Here is a 21216-nt window from a genome sequence, read left to right as displayed (position 1 = left end):
TTTCGTTGGTGTCGGGCCAAGCTGTAGCGGGCCGCACAACACAGCGAAAGACCCTGGCGGCCATCGCGGCACTTCAGCGCCATCACCGCTAGCCTTACCAATCCGTAAGGTCCCTGCCACCAAGTTTTCATGAACCTGTCATGTCCGCCCGCCTACCTTGATCCATCGCGGGGCTGCGAGACGAGGGACACTTCAATGAAAACGCTATCTCTGGCGCTGGCTGCGGGTACGCTGTCGGCGGCGTTGGCTGGCGCGCTGTCTGATACCAGCGCCGTCGCCGCACCTTACAAGCATGTACTGCTCATCAGCGTCGACGGGCTTCATGCACTCGATCTGGCAAACTATGTCGCCGCACATCCGGCAAGCTCGTTTGCCGCGCTCGCCCGTACCGGGATTTTCTATCCGAATGCGCTCACCAGCGCCCCGTCCGACTCGTTTCCCGGCCTCGTGGCACAGGTAACTGGCGGCACGCCCAAATCGACGGGTGTGTTCTACGACGACAGCTACGACCGCACCTATTTCGCGCCGGCCTCGGATTGCAAGGGCGAGCCGGGTGCCGAGGTGGCTTTCGCCGAGAACATCGACGTCGACTCGACGCGCCTTGATGGTGGTGGCAAGCCCGGCGATTACCGCAGCCAGATCGACCCGGCAAAGCTGCCGATGACGCTGATCAACGGCAAATGCTCGGTGGTCTATCCGCATGATTTCGTACGGGTCAACAACGTCTTCGAAATCGTCAAAGCGCATGGCGGCCGCACGGCCTGGTCCGACAAGCACCCGGCCTACGAATGGCTGAACGGACCTTCGGGCAAGGGCGTCGACGACCTCTACGCGTTGGAACAGGACAGCTTGATCCCCGGCACGAAGGTCAAGACGACGGGCAGCTTCAAGGCCGAGCGTGACTTCGATGAAGCGCGTGTCCAGGCGGTGATCAACGAAATCAAGGGCCTCGACAGCACCGGCGCGCATCATGCCGCGGTTCCCACGCTTTTCGGCATGAATTTCCAGGCGGTGAGCGTGGGCCAGAAGCTTCCCAAGGCCGGCCCTGGCGACAAGGCCGGTCTGGTCGGCGGCTATCTGGATGCCAGCGGCGCGCCGAGCAATGGTCTTGCCGGGCAGCTCGCCTATGTCGACGGCGCCCTCGGCGAACTGATGGCCGCACTCAAGGACAACAAACTCGCCAATTCGACCCTGATCATACTTGCCTCGAAGCATGGCCAGTCGCCCATCGACCCGGCGACGTTCCAGCCACTGGACGATGATCCATACACGAAGACACCGGGCTACGCCTTCCACATCGCCGACGACGCCGCGCTGATCTGGCTCAAACCGCAAGACAGGGTGAAAAACCTCTCGGCGGCGCAGGATTATCTCGAGAAATCGAGCAAGGCTGAAGGCATCGCCCAGATCCAGCCGCCGAATGTGCTGGCTCTTGCCTATCAGGATCCGGCCACCGACAGCCGTACGCCGGACTTCATCGCCACGGTCAATCCGGGCGTTGTCTACACATCCGGTTCGAAGATTGCCGAGCACGGTGGCGCCAATGCGAACGATCGCAACGTGGCACTTCTCATCAGCGCTCCTTCGCTCAAGCCGAGGTCGGTGCCAGACCTGGTGCAGACGACGCAGGTAGCTCCCACCATCCTGCGGGCTCTTGGCTATGCCGCGAACGAACTCCAGGCTGTGAAGCTCGAAGGCACCCAGGAGCTGCCGGCGACGCCGTTCTAAGCCTGGGAATGATATCGTTTGGCGATTGGCCGCCGGGCATGCCCGGCGGCCAATCGTCTGTGACCGGCAATGTCTGCAGGAAGGCGACCGCATCGCCGATGGTAGGCTGCATCGGATTGGCCTGACGCTGGTTGAGGTCCCACCCTCCTCGCCTGGCCTTGAAGCTCATAAAGCTGGCCCTGTGAGGAGCCCGGTGGCACAACTATATCTGGATGAGCCGCATCAAGGCTCCCGCCACCCCAAGGGCACCGGCCCCTTGCACAACAGGTCAGATCATCATGTACAAACATCTGCTCATCGCCACCGACGGATCGGAACTGGCCGACAAGGGCGTTGCCCATGGCCTCACGCTGGCAAAAGGCATCGGCGCCACCGTGACCTTCGTCACGGTCTCGGAACAATTCCCGACGCTGGCCTGGGGCGGCGCCATGGCCGGCTATGCGGCTGGCGATGAACTGACCATCTACCAGGAAGAATCACGCAAATATGGCAAGCAGGTTCTGGCCAAGTGCAAGGCGTCAGCCGACGCGGCCGGCGTGTCCGCCGAAGTGGTCCATGTCGAGGACAAACGGCCCGCCGAAGCGATCCTCGAACTGTCGCAGGCGCGAGGCTGCGACCTGATCGTCATGGCCTCTCACGGCCGCCGCGGCCTGGGCAAGCTGCTTCTCGGCAGCCAGACGGCGGAAGTGCTGTCCTATACCGCGATCCCGGTGCTGGTGGTTCGGTAAAGCCTAGCCCGAAGGGGCAGAATCCGGCATGCGTCAGCCATTCGTTTGACGCCCGGAGGAATGCAACCAATGGCGCATGAGGATCGCACCAGGATAATTCCGGGGAGAACGCCGGAATCGGCGGTCATGCTGGCGGACGTCAAACGGGCGATGGCGATCACCGCCCGTCTCAACCGTTTGACGTTTAACGACGCGGAGGAGGTCCGCGCTTTGTTCAGCGAGCTCATCGGTAAGACGGTGGATGACGGCTTTTTGCTGATCCCGCCTTTCTACACGACAGGCGGACCCGACATCCGCGTCGGGCGCAATGTCTTCATCAACCAGAACTGCACCTTTTATGACCTTGGCGGGCTCGACATTGCCGACGATGTGCTGATCGGACCGAATGTCAGCCTCATCACCTCAGGCCATCCGCTCGAACCGTCGCGGCGGCGCGCCTTCACCACAGCAAAGCCGATCGTCATCGAACGCAACGTCTGGATCGCCGCCGGCGCAACGGTCATCGGCGGCGTGACCGTCGGCGAAAAAGCAGTCGTCGCGGCGGGCTCGGTGGTGACCAGGGACGTGCCCCCGAACACGCTTGTCGGCGGCAACCCGGCCAGGGTCATCAGGTCGATTGCCGAATGAGGGCACGACTGACATTGTCGCTATGCTATGCTGTTAAACGCAGGGAAGGAGCCATCCATGCGCGAGGACTTCATGCTTGAGGCGTTGCAGCGCGCGGCTGAAGGCACGTTGTTCGACCGTGTTGTCTTTACCGTCGAGCCGGATGTCTACGCTGCGTTTCTGGCACGTCTCGACGCAGCGCAGCAACCGAACCAACGTTTGCGCCGGACTATGACAACAAGGCCTCCGTGGGACGCTACGTGACGCTGAGGACTAGAGCGCGGTCTCCAGCGCCAGATACACCCCTAGCGCCAGCAGCCCGACGAAGAACACCGTTCGAAAAGTCTCGACGCTCATCGCCTGGCGCAGCGCCTGGCCGATGAACATGCCGGCCAGCGCCGGCAGCAGTGCCAGGATCGACCCTGTCAGTTGCGCCGTCGGCGAGGCCAGGGCGCCCTCCCGAAACAGGCCGATGGCAAGGGCCGCCGTCGAGACGGTGAAGGACAGGCCGAGCGCCTGGATGAGATCTTCCTTCTCCAGCCGCAGCGATTGCAGATAGGGCACCGCCGGGATGACGAAGACGCCGGTGGCGCCGGTGACCAGCCCGGTCGCGATGCCGACCAGCGGTGACATCAAGGCCTCGTGGCGCGCCGCCGTAGCGAAACCAAGCTTGAGCAGGCCGAGAATGGCGTAAAGCACCAGCGCTGCGCCAAGCCCCGCCGAGGCCGCGCTCGCATGCGTTCCGGTCAGCACACCTGCCCCGGCGACGGTGCCCAGCAGGATGCCGGCCATCATCGCCCACAGCCGCTTGACGAGGCCGCCGAAAGAGGGGCCGGTAAACAACTGCCAGAGATTGGTGACCAAGGACGGGATCAACAGCAAGGCGGCGGCCTCGACGGGCGGCATCGTCACCGCCAGCAATCCCATCGCCACGGTCGGCAGCCCCATCCCGACCACGCCCTTGACGAAGCCCGCGGCGAGAAAGACGGCACCGATCCAGGCCGCGATCCCGGCACTCAGCATGACCGCACCTTCACTACGCGATCAGTCATGCAGCAGCATGTCCGTCGCATCGGCATCGGGTCTGGGTTTCGCCGGCGCGGCATCGGGGCTGGTTGAAGCCGCCCTTGTCGTACATCCCCGCAACCCGGGCTGCGCCTGCGCCATGGCAAGCGTGGCCACGGCAACGGCCAGCACGATCGCCGCGCTTTCAAGGATGCCAAACCGGCCTGGTGCTTTGTCGCTCATCGCATATCTCCGTCGTAAACGATTTGACGGACATGCGGCTCGCGCACAATGTGGAAGTTGCGCTGTCAGCCTTCGGCCAGGACGAAGGCTGCTTGTAGGAGTCAGCCGGCTTTCCGAACTGCCGGATTGTTTTGCAGGGAACAAAAAGATGCGCTTCGATCTCACCGATCTCCGGCTGTTCCTGCTGGTGGCCGAGCGCGGCAGCATCACCCATGGCGCCGAACTCGCCGGGCTAGCGCTGGCCTCGGCGAGCGCCCGCATCAAGGGCATGGAGGAGCGGCTCGGCGCGCCGCTGCTGGAGCGCCGCCGTCGTGGCGTCGTGCCGACGGCCGCCGGCCAGGCGCTGCTGCACCATGCGCGTGCCGTGCAGAACCAGATCGAAGCGATGGCCGGCGATCTCGGCGCCTATGCCGGCGGCCTGCGGGCGCGCGTACGGCTGATGGCCAACACCGCCGCCACGGCCGAGCTGCTGCGCGACATCCTGCCCGCCTTCCTGGTGGCGCATCCCGGCATCGACATCGATCTCGACGAACGCCCCAGCCACGAGATCGCCGAGGCGGTGGCGAGCGGCGCCGTCGATCTCGGCATTGCCGCCACCTGGGCCGGCCTATCGCATCTCGAACAGAAACCGTTCTTCATTGACCGGCTGGTGGTGATCACCGCGCGGAACTGGCCGGGCCTCTCCGGCCTGCATGCCGTCAACCTCGCCGACATCCTGGGCGAATCCTTTGTCGGTCTCAGCCTCGGCCATGCGCTGCAGGAGCATATCACCCGACAGGCCGCCCGGCTTGGCGGCCATCTGCACATCCGCATCCGCGTGCCCGGCCTCGACAATGTCTGCCGGCTGGTCGCGCAAGGCGCCGGCATCGCCATCGTCCCGGAAAGTGCGGCGCGCCGCTCGGCCCGCACGCTACGCAGCCTGCGGCTGACCGACGACTGGGCGACCCGCCAGCTCAATCTCTGCGCCCGCAGCTTCGACGAGCTGACGCCGCAAGCGAAATTGCTGGCCGCGTCGCTAGGTTGAACCGAAACGGGTCGCTTGCCGGGTCCTCACCAGGGCAACGGACCCTCATCGTAGAAATAGCCGCCGGTCGGACCGTTCTCGTCCAGGGTCGCCAGGCGAACAATGATCTCGGCCGCCTGCCCCACCGTGCGGTAGCCACTGTGTCCGTTGAAGTCCGTCGCGGTATAGCCGGGATCGGCCGAATTGACCTTGATGCCCGCCGCGGCAAGCTCCTTCGAGAAGGCAACGGTGGCGGCGTTGAGCGCCGTCTTGGAGCTGTTGTAGCCGAGGATATTGATCGCATAAAATTCATTGGCCGGATCGGTCAATCCCCCGAGTGACCCCAGCCCGCTGGAAACCATCACCACATTGGCACGCGGAGCTGCCTTGAGCAGCGGCAGGAAGGCCTGGGTGGTGCGGATCGGGCCGAACACGTTGACCTCGTAGACATCCTTGATGATGGCTATGGGCTCTTCGCTGGGAGCGAGCATTGAGCCGAGGACGCCGGCATTGTTGACCAGCACATCGAGACGTCCGTCCTCCTGCAAAACGCGCGTGGCGGCCGCCTCGACGCTGGCGTCGCTGGCGACATCGATATCCAGCACGCGCACGTCATGGCCCTTCTGCCTGAGCTCGGCTGCCGCCGCTTCGCCGCGCTCCCTGTCGCGGCTGCCCAGCCAAACCCTGTAGCCGGCTTCGCCCAGCCGGCGCGCGGTTTCGTAGCCGATGCTCTTGTTGGCGCCGGTCACCAATGCTGTCTTGTCGGTCATTTCCATCTCCAGTTTGATCCGTCTGCGGCAGAGATGGGGCGGACCACTGGCCGCCGCGTGCCGAAAACTGGTGAGTTCTTGCCTATTCCTGCCTGGAGCTTGATTGCCGGCCGCGCCGATGCGATCTACAGGCTGTGATGAATTCGCTCGACGACCTCAAAGCGCTGGTGATGCGCCATGCACGCGGCCGGCTGACCGAAACCGGCATTCCCCGCGTCGCCATCATGAAGGGCGAGGCGACGACCGGGCCGTTGCTGGGGCTCTACGACCCAAGGCTTTGCCTGGTCCTGCAGGGCGCCAAATCCGTCATGATCGGCGATCAGCTGCTGCATTACGATGCCGGCCGCTACTTCATAGCGGCTGTCGAGGTGCCGGCGGTCGGCAAGGTTTTGCAGGCCAGCCCACAGCATCCCTACCTCTCGGTCAGCCTGGCCCTCGACACCACGCTCATCGCCTCGCTGCTGCTCGACATGCCGCCCGTTGCCGAGGCGCCGATCGGCCATGGCTTTGCCGTCAGCCGGGCTGACGAGGCGCTGGTCGATGCGTGGCTGCGCATGATTGAGCTCATCGATCACCCGGCCGAAATCGCTGTGCTGGCGCCGCTGCTCGAACGCGAAATCCTGTTTCGGCTGCTGCAGGGAGCGCAAGGCGCCATGCTGCGCCAGATTGCCGGCGCCGACAGCCGCCTGTCGCAGATTCGCCGCGCGCTGGGCTGGATCCGCGACCACTATGCCGAGCCGTTCCGCGTCGAGGATCTTGCCCGGACAGCTGGCATGAGCGCGTCGGTGTTCCACCGCCACTTCAAGGCGGTCACGGCGATGACGCCGATCCAGTACCAGAAGCGCATCCGCCTCAATGAAGCGCGCCGGCGCCTGCTCGCCACGTCAGGCGATGCGGCCGGCGCCGCCTTTTCCGTCGGCTATGAAAGCGCGTCCCAGTTCAGCCGTGAATATGCCCGCCTGTTCGGTGCGCCGCCCCTGCGCGATATCGGCCGCCTGCGCGCCACGCCCGAGCCCACCGAGCTCGCCTGACCCTCTTGAATTCGAAGATGCAAAAGTAAAGCGGGAAGACCACGCCCTCCCAGCCTTTGCACCGCGCCCCCGAGGGCGATCCATGCGGCGGCTTCTATACGTCCACCACCAAGCGCTTTATCCCGCCTACCCGCATGGATGACGAGATGGTCGTGACTCTGAGGCGACACAGGCCTTGCTGATATTAAAAATTGCCCATAAGGTATTTTTCACATAAGAAAGAAAAAACTGCCCATTTATCTCATTTATGAAAGACAGGGCTTTTGCGGGAACATCTCGATCTGACCGATCGGCGGCTGGTCAAACAGCTGTCGCAGGACGCGCAGCCGGGCATCAACCGGCTCGCCGAGATCTTGGCGATTTCGGTGCCGACGGTGCGCTCGCGGCTGCGCAACCTGCTCGACCGCAATCTGCTCAAGATCGTCGGGCTGTTGAACCTGACCGAGCGGCCCGAGCTGATCTCGGCCATTGTCGGCATCAATGCCCAGGGCCGCGGCCGGGCCCGCGAACTGGCGCAGCGCATTTCCGAACTGCCCTTCGTCAACTCGGCTTCGGTGGTCACCGGGCGCTTCGACATCATCGTCGACGTGACGGTGGCCGGTGACGTCGCCGACCTCTACCGCGTCACCAGCGAGCTGATCCCCGGCGCCGGCGAGCCGGGCGAGGTCGTGCGCAGCGAGACCTTCGTCGTCATGGCGTCCTGCAACAAATGGGTCAGCCTGCCCGAAGGCTGCTGGTCTGATGATCGCAAGGAGACGGCATGAAGATCGCTGTTCTCGGTGGCCTCGGCCTGCAGGGCCGGGCGGCCATCGCCGATCTCGTCGCTAGTGGTGTCGAGGAGGTGATCTGCGTCGATACCGCGCCGGACGGCGCGGCCCGGCTGGCTGATCTGACCGACCTTTCCCGCGTGCGCTTCGTGGTGCCCGAGGGCTCAATCGGCCCGGCGCTTGCCGATGTGCTGGCCGATGCCGACGCCGTCATCGATTTGTTGCCGCAGCCGCTGATGCGCGAGGCGGTGCAGGCCGCCATCGCCACCCGCACGCCGCTGGTCACCACCAATTACGGCAAGGCCATCGCCGACCTGGCGCCGGAAGCCGAACGGGCCGGCGTGTCTGTTATGACCGAGTGCGGGCTCGACCCCGGCATCGACCTCGTGCTCTACGCCCGCGCCGCAAGGCAGTTCGACACGATCGCCGCGATCGATTCCTATTGCGGCGGCATCCCCGAACCGAAAGCGATGGCCAAGCCGCTTTGCTACAAGGTGAGCTGGAACTTCGACATGGTCCTGGTCAGCCAGAACCGCGACAGCGTGATGATCGAGGACGGCAAGCGCGTCGAAGTGCCGGCCGCCCGCCAGCACGACAGTCCTTTCATCCACGAGATCGAGGTCGCTGGCCTCGGCCGGCTGGAAGCCTTCCCCAATGGCGATGCGCTGCATTATGTCGAGATGCTTCCCGCGGCAGAAGGGCTGCGCCGCTCCGGCCGCTACACGCTGCGTTGGCCCGGATGGTCGGCCTTCTGGGCGCCGCTGAAGGAGCTTGGCTTCCTCTCGGAAGACAAGGTGCCCGGCACCTCCAGCAGCCCGCGCGAATTCCTCGGCCGGCTGCTCGGGCCGCAACTGCAATATGGCCCCGGCGAAAAGGACCTTTGCGTGATGCGCAATGTCTTTTCCGGCCTCGAAGGCGGCCGGACCAAGACCGTGACATCCGATCTGGTCATCGAGCGCGACCTCGCGTCGGGCCTGTTCGGCATGAGCCTCGGCGTCGGCTACCCCGCCAGCATCGTGGCGCAGATGCTGGCGCGGCGCGAGATCAGCACACCAGGTCTTTTGAACCCGCTGCTGCATGTGCCCGACGAACCATTCTTCGACGAACTGGCCAAACGCGGCATCAAGGTTGCCGAGACGGTGGCCTGGGACTGAGGATTTTCGAACGGCCCGCCGCCAAACGGCGCCGCCGCTCAAAAAAGAGCCCAAGGGAAGCCGCGGGCAAACAACAACAGGGAGGAATACCAGAATGAAGATTGCCAGACTTTTCATCGCCGGACTTGCGCTTGCGGGCTTGACCGCTGCCGCCAGTGCCGGAACGCTCGACGAGATCACCAAGCGCGGCGAACTGCGTGTTGCCGTGCAGACGCAAGGACCGCCCTTCTCGCTGGTCGGCGCCAATGGCGAACGCACCGGCAGTTCGGTTGAACTGGCCGAGCTGATGGCCAAGGAAATGGGCGTCAAAATCAAATTCCTCGACTTCGACTGGGACGGCCTGATCCCGGCGCTCTTGTCGGGCAAGGCCGACCTTCTGGTCGCCGACATGACGCCGACGCTGGCGCGCGGCATGAAGGTCGCCTTCACCACGCCCTACATGTACACGGGCAGCACCGTCTTCACCAAGGCCGACAGCAAGTTCAAGACCACCGAGGACTGCAAGGCTAAGGGCACCAAGATCGCTGTTCTGCTCGGCGCCACCGGCGAGAAGGAAGCCAAGGCCGCCTTCCCCGATGCCGACATCAAGAGCTACAAGGGCGGCGGCCCGCTGCTGCTCGACGCCGTCAACAACGGCCAGGCTGATTGCGGCGTCAACGACATCTCGGCGGTCAAGGGTCAGCAGACGGCCTACCCCGCCGGCACCTTCACCGTCATGCCGGATCTTCTGTCGAAGGAACCGCTTGCCTTCGCCACCCGCTATGACGAACCGGACCTTTTGGTGTGGATGAACCTGTTCCTCAACCAGGTCACCATCGACGGCCGCCTGCAGAAGAACCTCGACTACTGGGTCAATTCCGACGCCTGGAAGAAGGATCACTAAGCAGCGATAAAAACCGAGCGGCCTCGCGCGCACCTTAAGCGCCGCGCGAAGCCGCTCGGAATTCGCTTCGTCCGTCGCTTCCCGCACTCTGGGGCTTCACCCACGATGCTCGAAAATTTCAGCTTCCGCACCATCGTCGAATATCTGCCTCTGTTCGGTCAGGGCCTGATCACGACCGTCTGGCTGTCGGCAGTGTCTTTCATCGGCGCGCTGATCGTCGGCATCGTGCTGTGCGCCATGAATTTGCAGCGCGGCTGGCTGTTTCGCGCCCCGGCCAAGGCCTATATCGACGCCGTGCGCGCCACGCCCTTGCTGGCGCAGCTCTATTTCCTCTATTTCGGCCTGCCCCGGCTTGGCTTCGTCCTGCCGGAACTGGTCGTCGGCATCCTCGCTTTGTCGCTCAACAGCGGCGCCTATATCGCCGAGATCATTCGCGCCGGCATCCTGTCGATCCCGCGCGGCCAGGTCGAAGCCAGCGTTGCTTCCGGCATGACCTATGTCCAGCGCATGCGCCTGGTCGTCCTGCCGCAAGCCTTCAAGGTGACGATCCCGCCGCTGCTCGGCCAGTCGATCGTGCTGGTCAAGGATTCCGCCCTGTTGTCGCTGATCTCGGTTGCCGAACTGACCCGCGCCGGGCAACTGCTCGCCTCCGACCGCTTCATGCCGGCGGAAGGTTTTGTCACCATCGCCGCCTTCTACCTCCTGCTCTACTACGGCCTGAAGGGACTGGCCGTTGTCTCCAGCCGCTGGCTCGGCACAGCGGGGGCACGCGCATGATCTTGCAACAATTCCTCAGCCTCGCCGGCTCCTATCCCCTCGCCCTGCGCGGCCTCGGCATGACCGTGGTGCTGTCGCTGATCAGCCTGGTGCTGGGCACGCTGCTCGGCTTCGGCCTCGGCATCTTGCGCACCGGCGGCAACCGGCTGATCTCGAGCGTCATCGGCGCTTGGGTCGATCTGATCCGCGGAACCCCGTTCCTGGTGCAGATCTTCCTCATCTTCTTCATCCTGCCGGAATTCGGCATCGAGCTCGACGCCTTCACCGCCGGCATCATCGCGCTGACCAATCTCGCCGCCTGCTTCATCTGCGAGATCGTCGCCGCCGGCATCCGCTCGGTGCCGACCGGCCAGGTCGAGGCGGCGCTGGCGTCCGGCCTGTCGCGCTGGCAGCGCATGCGCCAGGTCGTGCTGCCGCAGGCCATGCGCATCGTGCTGCCGCCGCTGGTCGGGCAATATGTGCTGCTGATCAAGGATTCCTCCGTCGTCTCGGCGATCGGGCTGACCGACCTCACCCGCGTCGGCTGGCTGGTGGTGCAGCGTGTACCGAACGGGCTGCTGGTCTTCTTCCTGGTCGGCGTCGGCTACTTCATCGTCTGCTATCCCCTGATCATGCTCGCCCGCCGGCTCGAACGCCGCATGGGCGCGGCGCATGGCGAGGTGCAGCTGTGACATCGAACCCTAGAGGGCCAGAAAGCATGACCAAGACAGGCCTGACCAAAACCGGCCCAGCCAAAACCGGCATGATCGACTTTCGCGGCGTCAACAAATGGTTCGGCGCGCTGAACGTCTTGAAGGACATCACGCTCAGCGTCGAGCCGCGCGAAGTGGTCGTCGTCTGCGGTCCGAGCGGCTCCGGCAAGAGCACCCTGATCCGCTGCATCAACGGCCTGGAGACGATCAAGGACGGCGATCTCATCGTCGACGGCCAGCGTCTTGGCGATCCCGCCACCAACATGACGCAGCTGCGCACCGAGATCGGCTTCGTCTTCCAGTCCTTCAACCTCTACCCGCACAAGACCGCGCTCGAAAACGTCACGCTCGCCCCCATCCATGTCCGCAAGATCCCGCGCGCCGAGGCCGAACAGGCCGGACGCGAATTGCTGGCCAAGGTCGGGCTGGCCGACAAGGTCAATGCCTATCCGGCACAGCTCTCCGGCGGCCAGCAGCAGCGCGTGGCGATCGCGCGCTGCCTCGGCATGCGGCCCAAGATCATGCTGTTCGACGAGCCGACCTCCGCCCTCGACCCCGAGATGATTTCCGAGGTGCTCGACGTCATGGTCGCCGTCGCCGAGGAAGGCATGACCATGATGGTGGTGACACATGAGATGGGCTTTGCCCGCAAGGTCGCCCAGCGCGTGGTGTTCATGGACGCCGGCGCCATCGTCGAAAGCGGCACGCCCGACGAGTTCTTCTCACATCCGAAGACCGACCGCAGCCGCGCTTTCCTGAGCAAGATTCTCAGACATTGAAGCGCTGAAACCACCCAACGCTCGCATAATTCTTGCGCGGCCCTTTGACCCGCCACGCCTCGGCCCATTCGTCGGCCCCGCGAAAGAAGAAACGCCCGACATAGAGATCGGCGCCGCAGAGATGGCGCACGGTCTGCGCCGCCTCCGGCCCGATTTCGATGAAGTCGCGGCCGTCGGCATGCAGGATGCGCATCGAACCCTCGCCCGGCTCGAGCCGGTAGCGCCGGCTTGCCGGCATTTCGTGGGCGCCGATCCGCATGAGCCCGTGCTCGGTGAAGGCATTTTCCGTGACCACGGCGTCGCCGGCGAAGCGGTGGGTCGCGCCGGTCAGGAAGTCGATCATCGTGCGGCGGACTTTCCAGCCGCCGACGAAGTGGTCTGCCATTGCCTTCATCTTCGCTGTCCTCGGCGAGCGCAGAAAGCGCAACCAACACACTTAGTCTAGACATCACGGCAGCATGCCCAGTGCGCGCAGGCCGGCAACGGCGCCACGATATTCGATGTAGCCCTTGGGGCAGGTCCTGGCAGCGAGACGGTAAAGCCGTACTGCTTCCTTGTTGCGGGCCTGCAGCCGGTCGAGTTCGGCGGTGTAGAAATTGGCCTCACACACTTGCCCGCTTGTTTGCACGGGGTCTCCGGTGATGGCATCGGCAAGGGCCTCGGCGGATGTCTTTTGCCCCAGCAGCATCTTGATCACCGGCGCCGGCCATTTCGACATGTCGAGCTTGGCAGCGGCTTCCCGCAAATGACTGGTGCCGCCACTGCGCCGGTCGATGATGTCGAGCCAGATCGCCAAATAGGCGTTGTCGGGCGCCAGCGCGGCCGCCTTGGCAAAATCGGGCTCCGCCTTGGCCAGCATGCCGGAATAGAAACGCACGAAGCCCCGGCCCGCATAAGCGTTGGGAAAGTTCGGATCGAGCGCGATCGCCTGGTTGTAGTCAGCCAGGGCTGGAGCGAAATCACCCTTCGCCGCCAGGGCGATCGCCCGATTGGAGTAGATTTTTGCCTGTTTCGGGTCGAGACCGATGGCGCGGTTGAGATCGGCAAGCGCACGCTCGTATTCGCCCAACTCGTTCAGGACGAAACCCCGATCGTTCAGCGCCTTGGCATTTGTCGGTTCGAGCGCGATGACCTCGCTGTAGTCGGCGATGGCGCGGTCCCTGTCGCCCTTTTTAAGCCATTCGGTGCCCCTGTCGTAGTAGGCCGCCGCCATCTTGGGATCGAGGCTGATCGCTTGGTCGAAATCGGCGATCGCGCGATCGCCGTCGCCCTTGCGCGACCAAGCCAGACCTCTGTTGTAGCGGATGCTGGGGTCTGTCGGATCGAGGCTGATCACCTGACTGTAGTCCGCGATGGCCTTGCCACCGTCGCCCTTGCGCCACCAGATCAGGCCGCGACGATAGTAGGCATGGACATTTTTCGGATCGAGACCAATCACCTGGTTGTAGTCGGCCATTGCGCGATCGTCGTCGCCCTTGTTGTCCCAGGCATCGCCCCGGTTGTTGTATGAGCTGGCATTCTTCGGATCGAGCGAGATGGCCTGGCCGTAATCGGCTATGGCGCGCTCGTCATCGCCCTTGCGCGCCCAGCTCAGGCCCCGGTTGTGATAGGCCCTGGCATCACCGGGATTGAGCTTGATCGCGGCACCGTAGTCAGCGATCGCACGCTCATCATTGCCCTTATAGGACCAGGCAACGCCTCTGTTGTAGTAGAATTCGGCGTTGTCTGGATCGAGGAAGATTGCCTGGTCCAGATATGTTATCGCGCGATCATAGTCGCCCTTGAGCACCAGGATGATGCCGTTGTTATAGTAGGCGGCCGACAGCTCCGGATTGATGCCGATCGCCTTGTCGTAGTCGGCGAACGCATCGTCATTGTCGCCTCTCCTGGCGAGAGCGCCGGCGCGATTGAAATAGGCCGCGGCGCGGTTGTCCGAAGCCTCCCTCTTGTCTTCGATGATCGCCGTGCAAGCGGCAATCTTGCGGGCGGCCTCCACCCCTTCATTGACACAGTCGGCATGGTCCTTGCCGGCGGCCGTCGCCGCCGTGCCGAGCGCGAACACCAAGGCCGCGGCGGCCAGGCACGAACGCCAATGGAACCTCACGGCGCCGTGCCCAGGGCGCGCAGCGCGTTGGTGGCGGCGGTGAACTCCATGAAATCGCGGGGACAGCCGCTCAGGGCCATTCGGTAGAGCCGCAAGGCCTCGTCGTCGTTGTGCTGCAGCCGCTGGAATTCGGCGATGAAGATATTGGCCTCGCAGACATGCTCGCTCCGCGTCGCGCTGTCGGGGTCATTGGCGTCGGCAAACGCCATTTCGGGCGTCTGGTCGCCCAAAAGCATGCGCACCAGCGGCGCCGGCCATTTCGTCATGTCGAGCCTGGCCTCGCGCAGGATGCTCGGCTGGCCATTGTGGCGGCGGGCGAGGTCGAGCCACATTGCATAATAGGCATTGTCGGCCTTCAGCGCCGCCGCCTGTTCGAAGTCGACCTGCGCCTTGACAGGCGAGCCGGAATAGAAGCCGAGCATGCCCCTGTCGCCATAGACATCGGGGTTTTTCGGATCGAGGCGGACGGCTTCGTCATAGTCGCCGAGCGCGCCGTCGTAGTCGGCCTTGTGCTGCCGCACGAGGCCGCGGCATTCAAAGCCGTCGGCATTCTTCAGACTGAGGCTGATGGCCTGGTTGCAATCCGCGATGGCGCGGTCGTAGTCCGCCTTGTAGAACCAGACACGGCCTCGGCCACTATAGGCATCGGCATATTTGGGTTCGAGGCTGATCGCCTGGTCGTAATCGGCGATGGCGCGGTCATATTGGCTTTTGCGGCCAAACACCCAGGCCCGGCCCCTGTAGGCGGCGGCGTAGTGTGGGTTGAGGCGGATCGCCTGATCATAGTCGGCGATGGCGCTGTCGTAGCGGGCCTGCCGGCTGAAAACCCAGCCCCGGTTCCTGAAAGCACTGGCGAAATCGGGCTTTATCATGATGGCGACGTTGTAGTCCGAAATGGCGCGGACATATTCGCCCTTGGATGCCCAGGCCCGACCCCTGTCGTTATAGATCCAGGCGTCTCCAGGCGTGATGATGACTGCCTGGTCGTAATCCGCGATCGCCCGGTCGAGGTCACCCTTGTCAGCCCAGATCAGGCCGCGATTGTTATAGGCCCTGGCGTAATTGGGATCGATGCCGACCGCCTTGTCGAGATCCGCTATGGCGCGGTCGGCATCGTTCTTCAGCGACCACGTCCAGCCGCGATCGTTATAGGCCACCGCATCTCGGGGATTGACGTCGATGGCTTGCCCGTAATCGGCGATGGCACGATCGTAATCCTTCTTGCCGCGCCAGACGTCGCCGCGATTGCGAAGGCTCTCGCCATCCCTGGGATCGAGCCTGATGGCCTCGTCATAGTCCGATATGGCGCGATCGGTGTCACCCTTCCTGGCCCAGGCATCGCCACGCCGGTGCCAGGCATTGACATGCTTCGGGTCGAGGCTGATCGCCTGGCCATAGTCGGCGATGGCGCGCTCGTCATTGCCCTTGTAGGCCCAGGCAAGCCCAAGGTTGAAATATTGATCGGGATCTTGCGGATCGAGAAAGATCGCCTGGCTGTAGCTGGTGATGGCCTGGTCGTAGTCGCCGGTGCGCAGAAAGGCATTGCCGCGGTTGTTGTAGGCGGCGCTGTTTGCCGGGTCGAGGCTGATCGCCTTGTCAAGATCCGCGATGGCCTTGACGTAGTCGCGCTTGATGTCGTTCCAGATCATGCCCCGGTTGCCGTAGGCGACAGCGAGTTGCGGATTGAGGCTGATGGCCTGGCCGTAATCGGCCATGGCGCGGTCGTAGTCATTCTTCTGGCCCCAGGCCAGCCCACGGTTGTTGAAGGCGTCGGCGTCTTTCGGATCAAGGCTGATCGCCTCGCCGTAATCTGCAATGGCAAGATCATACGCGCCCATATCCGCCAATGCGTTGGCGCGGTTGAAAAAGGCGAGCGCTCGATTGCTTGAAGTCGTCGCCTTGTCCTCGATGGCGCTCTTGCACGCAACAATCCGCTTGGCGATGTCAAGCTTGTCATTGGCGCAATCCTCAAGGCTTCCAGCCAGGGAGGGAACACCGAGTGCGAGCAGGATGGCGAGACCGGCAAAACTCCGCCGCGCCCCCGAAATCAATCGCAAAAATCCATGAAGCATCATGTCAGTGGAATCTGGACCACGTCTGGCGGTTGTTGACCTTGTGCCGACTTGATCAGGCAAATTCTTGATCGCCGCAAGTCGCCGCAAAAAAGAAATCCGCTCAGCCAGCCCCGGTTCCACGCCCGTGCGTCCCGGCCAGATGTTCATCCGACCGCGCATAGCGCGATGGCTGACCGGCTCCCATGGGGAGCCGGTTGCCTTATGAGGAGGCGTAAGAGCAGATCGTCTGGGAGAGCGGCTCAGGCCGCCGTCGGATAATCCGTGTAACCCTTGGCGTCGCCGCCATAGAACGTCGCCTTGTCCGGATCGTTCAGTCCGGCATTGCGCTTCAGCCGGCTGACGAGGTCGGGATTGGCGATGAACAGCTTGCCGAACGCGACAAGGTCGGCATAGCCGTCCCCGACCGCCTTTTCGGCCAGTTCCTTGTCATAGCCATTGTTCACCAGCCAGGCGCCATGTCCACCGGCCTTGCGATAAGTGGCCTTCAGTTCTTCGTAGTCGAACGGCCTGTCGCCCTGGCTGAAGTCGCGCGCGCCGCCAGTCGCGCCTTCGACGATATGGACGTATGCCAGGCCGCGGCTGCCCAGACCCGCCACCACATGGTTGAACAACGGCTGCGGATCGGCATCCGAAGTGTCGTTGGCGGGCGTCACCGGCGACAGCCTGATCCCGGTCCTGCCGGCGCCGACGGCGCCGGTGACCGCGTCGACCACCTCGAACAGGAAGCGCGTCCGGTTCTCGATCGAGCCGCCATACTCATCGGTGCGATGATTGGTGCCCGAGCGCAGGAACTGGTCGATGAGATAGCCATTGGCGCCATGGATCTCGACGCCGTCGAAACCCGCCACCTCGATCGCCGCCTTGGCGGCGCGGCGGAAATCCTCGACGATGCCGGGAAGTTCGGCCGCATCGAGCGCGCGCGGCTCGGAGGTCTCGGCGAACTCGCCGCTGCCATCCGGCTTGACCAGGAAAGTCTTGGAGTTTGCCCTGATCGCCGACGGCGCCACCGGCTTGCCGCCGCCGGGCTGCAGCGTGGTGTGCGAGATGCGTCCGACGTGCCAGAGCTGCACCACGATCTTGCCGCCGCCCTTGTGAACGGCGTCGGTGACGCGCTTCCAGCCGGCCAGTTGATCTTCGCCATAAAGGCCGGGCACGTTGGCGTAGCCCTGGCCCTGATGGCTGATGGCGGTGGCCTCGGTCACGATAAGACCAGCCGTCGCGCGCTGGCTGTAATAGGTCACGGAGAGGTCGCCGGGCACCGCGTTGGGCGAGCGATTGCGCGTCAGCGGCGCCATGACGATGCGGTTCGCCAGCGCGAGATCGCCGGCCCGCAAGGGATCAAAAAGGGTAGCCATGAGAAATGCCTTTCATGCATTCGGGGGGAGGATGGGGAGGATCGTCAGAGATCGGACAAGGCGGCCTGGAAGGCGGCGATGGTTTCTTCATTGCGCTTGTAGAACACCCATTGGCCGACCCGCCGCGTCGTCACCAGGTCGGCCGACGCCAGCGTCGCCAGATGTGCCGAAACACTGGACTGCGCCAGGCCGCGATGGTCGAACTGGCTGGCGCAGACGCCCATTTCGAGCGGATGCGCTTGCGCGGCGAAGTGCTGTTCAGGCTCCTTCAGCCACGCCAAGACATCGCGTCGAAACGGATGCGCCAGTGCCTTCAATATGATGTCGCGGTCCATCTTCACCTCGCATCGATCTCCACCGATATATAGATCGGGTGAAGACGATATGGCAGGAAATCCATGCCATTTTTGCGGGCGATCGGAGAAAAGCCGCTGTCCCCTATGGCACGGTGCCGGAATCAATGCCCCGGGCTGCGGAAGCCTGTGCCGCCTCGCGGTGCTGGGTGCACGACGACGGTGCGGCTACCGAAATTCGTACAGCGGCAGATTGATGTCGTTGCACAGATTGCTACAGAGGGCTTGGATGTAAGCGGGGTCCATGCCGACTTCGCGGGCGCGGGCGAACGCTTCTTTCGCCTCCTTGAGCTTGTGAACCTTCAGGTAGTCGGAGGACCTGACCAGCCAGGCGATCGTCACCAGCGAACGGTTGAAGGGGGATGGCAAAAGCGAATAGGCTTTCTCTCCATATTTGATAGCGCCATCGACGTCGCGATCGCGAAACAATCTTAGCCTGGCATAAGTGGCATTCATGGTGCCCGAGTTCGGATCCTCCTCCAAGGCGCGGAGGTAAATCCGGTCGGCCACGGTATGGTCGCCTCCCATCTCGTAGGCCATTGCCAACAGATTGTCTTCAGGAAGATGCCGCCTGTGGTAAAGGTCCATGACGTCACCGTAGCGGCCCTGCACGACCAACATTTGCGCTTCGCGATGGCCCATCAACGTGACGTCGTAGCCCTTGAGGCCGCCCTCCTCGAGAAGCTGCGACATGACCGCAACGTCACCGAGGCTAAGAGCCAATCTGAAGCGCATCTGCCACACGGACGCGGCCTGTTGCGGATCATCCCTGATCTTGTCGAGGATGACGATCGCGGCGGCGGCGTATTCGGGCCGAAACTGGGGCCGGATGCCCCAATCGTACAGATATCCATCTGCCAGCTTGAGGCGAGCGGTTTCGTACAAGAGTGCGTTTGAAGGCGGCTGTTTGGCTTCAATTCGCTGGGTCACCTCCGTCAGCACGTCCAGGAGACCCGCCTGGTATAGATAGCCTGACAGGCACGCGTGGATGACCTCGGTGAGTTTGCCCATGCCTGGTTCGAGTGCGTATACCTGATCGGCCAGGGCGACCGCGGCGTCGTGGTTGGAGGCCCCCTGCAGTTTGGTGATCGCCAGGATTGCTTCGGCCATCGCGCTGGTCTTTCCGACCGTCTTGGGCAGCGCCGTCCTTGCCCATGTCAGCGCCTCCTCGCGGTGGCCCAGCCGTTCGAACATCAGCGACCAGGTGATGTCGGCCCAGGGGTCCGCGGCGTCCAGGGCCTGCGCCTTCTCGAGTTGCTTTCGCGCTCCCGCCGGATAGCCGGAATAGATATAGGTGCGAGCGCCGTAGATGTAGGCCGGTTGATAGGACGGATCGAGCTTCTCCAGTTCCTCGAACATGATGAAGAAGGATTTGCTCGCGAGCGCCATCCCCATATAGGCGGCTACACTCAGCCACTTTGCCCGGATCGCTTCAACCTGCGCGGGAACGAAATCCGGGTGTGCGGCGACGAAGGCCTGAATTTCGGCTCTGATCTTCTGGTCGTTTGCAGCTGTCCAGCCGTCGACCGCGCTGATCAGCTGCATGAATTTTTGCTGATCCGGCTCGTTGAGCTTTTCCCGCCAGGGCTCTGCTGCCCGTGCGGCGCCCAATTGAGCACCCAGCATCAGGACCAGAAAAACGGCAGTCCACGCTTTGACTGTGGCAAATCTCATGTCGTTCTCACCGATTTCTACGCGGCAAGAATGCATCACGCCAAGTTAATACCGGTGCAAACCGATTGTTCGATTTTTACTGGGTTCATACTGGCGACTATTTGCCGGATGACGACCTGGACCTGTTCCACACTCTCTCGCGGAACCAGAATTCCCCTGGCCGCAGTCACACGACCGCCAGCACCTTGCCGGTATCGTGCTGGCGCACGAAATCCACATGGCTGCCATCCCAGTGATAGGAGTAGTGCCGACCCTGCACCGGCACGGGGATGACGTCGGGCCAGAAGATGCCGATGCATTGTCCCCCCGGCATGCGCACGCTGTTCCACAACAACCCGTCGCTGCCGGCGGCACGAAGTGCCCGCCCTTCCGCCTGCGAGGCGGTGTAATCATCGGGGTCGAGCACGCCGGGCACGGCGTTGACGTCCTCGAGGTCGCGGTCGACGCTGCCGATCAGCACGCGGAAGTCAGCCGTCCAGCCCGGATCCTCGCTGGTGGCACGCATGAAGTTCTGGTGGTGGTGGATGGTTTCGGCGAGCGCCACGTCCTCGCTGTCGCCGGCATAATAGAGGCCGTAGCTGCCATCGGAAAAACGGCCGGGCCGCAGCGTCGAACAATGCACGAAGGGCGCCATGACGAAGCTGGCGCCGGGGCCGGACACCCGCCTTGCCGCCGCGACCTTGCCGAGGTCGCCGATCTCCAGCCGGATGCGTGGATTGGTCTTCTCCTCGACCGAGGCCAGCGCCTCCCAGTCGCGCGGATCGGCAATGTCCTCGAACAGGTCGATCGGCGGATGGATGGAGCGGATGATGCGATAGGTCTGAGGCCAGTGGACGCGGCGCCGGACCGCAAGCCCACTCACCATGCACCACGCTCCGCATCGAGCCATTCGCGCATCGCGGCGAGATCCGAGATTTCGCCGCGCAGCATCAGGTCGAGCGCCGACTGGCCGCCGAACGTGGCATTGGGCTTGCGGATCCAGGCATAGCCGCGCGCCGGCTCGGTGAAGAGATAGCGCAGGCCTTTGTGGATGCCCATCAGATGCGCCATGCGGGTGCGCAAATCGCGGTCGATCCGGCCGATGCCGCCCTCCTTCCAACGTGCCCAGGTGCGCGCCGACATGCCGCCAAGCAGGATGCAGGCCTCCAGATCGGTCAGGTTCCACGCCTTGAACAGATTGACCGTGGTGCGCGCCAGCGCCCCGGCCTCTTCATCCGAAATGGCTGACCCGACGGTCGCCGGTGTCGTGACGATGGACTGAAGCTGCATTTTGCTCACCTCTGCTATTGGCAGAGATATAGCATGGATTTGCCAATTGGCAAGGATGAGGCGAGAGGCGATCCACCTTCCCCCTTGTGGGGGAAGGTGGATCGGCGCGTAGCGCCGAGACGGATGAGGCTGTTCCAGCGAAGTGAGGCGTTGGCGACTTCGTGTTGGCGCAAGGCTTGAGGTTCCGCCAAGCTGGAGCACCCCTTGTGTCTCTCGAATC

The 21216-nt window shown here is 63.6% G+C and carries 23 protein-coding genes; 12 read left to right on the top strand and 11 right to left on the bottom strand.

The features are described from left to right. Positions 1-195: 195 nt before the first annotated feature. From JN279_RS15375 to JN279_RS15360, 4 genes are all read left to right on the top strand, one after another. Entirely contained in the window at positions 196-1728 is a 1533-nt protein-coding gene (locus JN279_RS15375; protein ID WP_202353222.1) for an alkaline phosphatase family protein, read from the top strand. A gap of 278 nt (positions 1729-2006) precedes the next feature. Continuing rightward, on the top strand, positions 2007-2456 hold the full coding sequence (locus tag JN279_RS15370) for a universal stress protein (RefSeq protein ID WP_096448517.1): 450 nt from the start codon (positions 2007-2009) through the stop codon (positions 2454-2456). Between the two features lie 69 nt (positions 2457-2525). Next, the gene (locus tag JN279_RS15365) at positions 2526-3083 is read left to right on the top strand and encodes a sugar O-acetyltransferase (RefSeq protein ID WP_202353221.1); all 558 of its coding nucleotides are present in this window, start codon (positions 2526-2528) and stop codon (positions 3081-3083) included. A gap of 57 nt (positions 3084-3140) precedes the next feature. Beyond that, positions 3141-3326, top strand: a complete 186-nt coding sequence (locus JN279_RS15360; protein WP_244734602.1) for a type II toxin-antitoxin system TacA family antitoxin — start codon at positions 3141-3143, stop codon at positions 3324-3326. 9 nt (positions 3327-3335) lie between these two features. Here the strand turns inward: JN279_RS15360 and JN279_RS15355 are convergent, their stop codons facing one another. Next, complete coding sequence (locus JN279_RS15355; protein ID WP_202353220.1) at positions 3336-4085, bottom strand: sulfite exporter TauE/SafE family protein; 750 nt, start codon at positions 4083-4085, stop codon at positions 3336-3338. Between the two features lie 21 nt (positions 4086-4106). Continuing rightward, positions 4107-4310, bottom strand: a complete 204-nt coding sequence (locus JN279_RS15350; protein ID WP_202353219.1) for a hypothetical protein — start codon at positions 4308-4310, stop codon at positions 4107-4109. Between the two features lie 148 nt (positions 4311-4458). Between JN279_RS15350 and JN279_RS15345 the strand changes: the two genes are divergently transcribed. Further along, positions 4459-5334: a LysR substrate-binding domain-containing protein gene (locus JN279_RS15345; RefSeq protein ID WP_202353218.1), complete on the top strand. Its 876-nt coding sequence runs from the start codon at positions 4459-4461 to the stop codon at positions 5332-5334. Between the two features lie 26 nt (positions 5335-5360). Here the strand turns inward: JN279_RS15345 and JN279_RS15340 are convergent, their stop codons facing one another. After that, complete coding sequence (locus JN279_RS15340; RefSeq protein ID WP_202353217.1) at positions 5361-6089, bottom strand: SDR family oxidoreductase; 729 nt, start codon at positions 6087-6089, stop codon at positions 5361-5363. A gap of 128 nt (positions 6090-6217) precedes the next feature. Here JN279_RS15340 and JN279_RS15335 point away from each other — a divergent pair, with 128 nt between their 5' ends. The 7 genes from JN279_RS15335 to JN279_RS15305 all read left to right on the top strand — a co-directional run bounded on the left by JN279_RS15335 (position 6218) and on the right by JN279_RS15305 (position 12166). Continuing rightward, positions 6218-7114: an AraC family transcriptional regulator gene (locus tag JN279_RS15335; protein ID WP_202353216.1), complete on the top strand. Its 897-nt coding sequence runs from the start codon at positions 6218-6220 to the stop codon at positions 7112-7114. 263 nt (positions 7115-7377) lie between these two features. Then, entirely contained in the window at positions 7378-7878 is a 501-nt protein-coding gene (locus JN279_RS15330) for an Lrp/AsnC family transcriptional regulator (RefSeq protein WP_202353215.1), read from the top strand. Then, complete coding sequence (locus JN279_RS15325; RefSeq protein ID WP_202353214.1) at positions 7875-9035, top strand: saccharopine dehydrogenase family protein; 1161 nt, start codon at positions 7875-7877, stop codon at positions 9033-9035. The genes JN279_RS15330 and JN279_RS15325 overlap by 4 nt, the downstream gene beginning before the upstream one ends. Positions 9036-9129: 94 nt before the next feature. Beyond that, positions 9130-9918 (top strand): ABC transporter substrate-binding protein, encoded by a 789-nt coding sequence (locus JN279_RS15320; protein ID WP_202353213.1) that lies wholly within the window; start codon positions 9130-9132, stop codon positions 9916-9918. A gap of 105 nt (positions 9919-10023) precedes the next feature. Beyond that, the gene (locus JN279_RS15315; protein ID WP_202353212.1) at positions 10024-10695 is read left to right on the top strand and encodes an amino acid ABC transporter permease; all 672 of its coding nucleotides are present in this window, start codon (positions 10024-10026) and stop codon (positions 10693-10695) included. After that, positions 10692-11366: an amino acid ABC transporter permease gene (locus JN279_RS15310; protein WP_202353211.1), complete on the top strand. Its 675-nt coding sequence runs from the start codon at positions 10692-10694 to the stop codon at positions 11364-11366. The genes JN279_RS15315 and JN279_RS15310 overlap by 4 nt, the downstream gene beginning before the upstream one ends. A 26-nt stretch (positions 11367-11392) precedes the next feature. Further along, on the top strand, positions 11393-12166 hold the full coding sequence (locus tag JN279_RS15305) for an amino acid ABC transporter ATP-binding protein (protein WP_274608699.1): 774 nt from the start codon (positions 11393-11395) through the stop codon (positions 12164-12166). On the opposite strand, the gene JN279_RS15300 is transcribed toward JN279_RS15305, so the two are convergent. The 8 genes from JN279_RS15300 to JN279_RS15265 form a co-directional block, all read right to left on the bottom strand. Then, positions 12156-12560, bottom strand: coding sequence for a DUF6314 family protein (locus tag JN279_RS15300; RefSeq protein WP_202353210.1), 405 nt, complete (start codon positions 12558-12560; stop codon positions 12156-12158). The two genes, JN279_RS15305 and JN279_RS15300, sit on opposite strands and share 11 nt — an antisense overlap. A 54-nt stretch (positions 12561-12614) precedes the next feature. Continuing rightward, positions 12615-14270: a tetratricopeptide repeat protein gene (locus JN279_RS15295; RefSeq protein WP_202353209.1), complete on the bottom strand. Its 1656-nt coding sequence runs from the start codon at positions 14268-14270 to the stop codon at positions 12615-12617. After that, positions 14267-16321, bottom strand: a complete 2055-nt coding sequence (locus JN279_RS15290; RefSeq protein ID WP_202353208.1) for a tetratricopeptide repeat protein — start codon at positions 16319-16321, stop codon at positions 14267-14269. Before JN279_RS15290 ends, JN279_RS15295 begins: the two co-directional genes overlap by 4 nt. Before the next feature lie 263 nt (positions 16322-16584). Next, positions 16585-17700, bottom strand: coding sequence for an alkene reductase (locus JN279_RS15285; protein ID WP_202353207.1), 1116 nt, complete (start codon positions 17698-17700; stop codon positions 16585-16587). A gap of 44 nt (positions 17701-17744) precedes the next feature. Then, positions 17745-18035 carry an ArsR/SmtB family transcription factor gene (locus JN279_RS15280; protein ID WP_032931173.1) on the bottom strand — a complete coding sequence of 97 codons (291 nt, stop codon included), beginning with the start codon at positions 18033-18035 and terminating at the stop codon, positions 17745-17747. A 186-nt stretch (positions 18036-18221) separates the two neighbouring features. Beyond that, a complete protein-coding gene (locus JN279_RS15275; protein ID WP_202353206.1) occupies positions 18222-19727 on the bottom strand; it encodes a tetratricopeptide repeat protein in 1506 nt (501 codons plus the stop codon). A gap of 166 nt (positions 19728-19893) precedes the next feature. Continuing rightward, positions 19894-20592, bottom strand: a complete 699-nt coding sequence (locus JN279_RS15270) for an RES family NAD+ phosphorylase (RefSeq protein ID WP_096448549.1) — start codon at positions 20590-20592, stop codon at positions 19894-19896. Then, positions 20586-20996 carry an MbcA/ParS/Xre antitoxin family protein gene (locus JN279_RS15265; RefSeq protein ID WP_140611808.1) on the bottom strand — a complete coding sequence of 137 codons (411 nt, stop codon included), beginning with the start codon at positions 20994-20996 and terminating at the stop codon, positions 20586-20588. Before JN279_RS15265 ends, JN279_RS15270 begins: the two co-directional genes overlap by 7 nt. Positions 20997-21216: the final 220 nt, after the last annotated feature.

The sequence above is a fragment of the Mesorhizobium sp. 113-1-2 genome (assembly GCF_016756475.1).
Taxonomy (GTDB): Bacteria; Pseudomonadota; Alphaproteobacteria; order Rhizobiales; family Rhizobiaceae; genus Mesorhizobium; species Mesorhizobium loti_C.
Note: the sequence above shows the minus strand (reverse complement) of the source record. Positions and strands in the feature narration are given on the sequence as shown.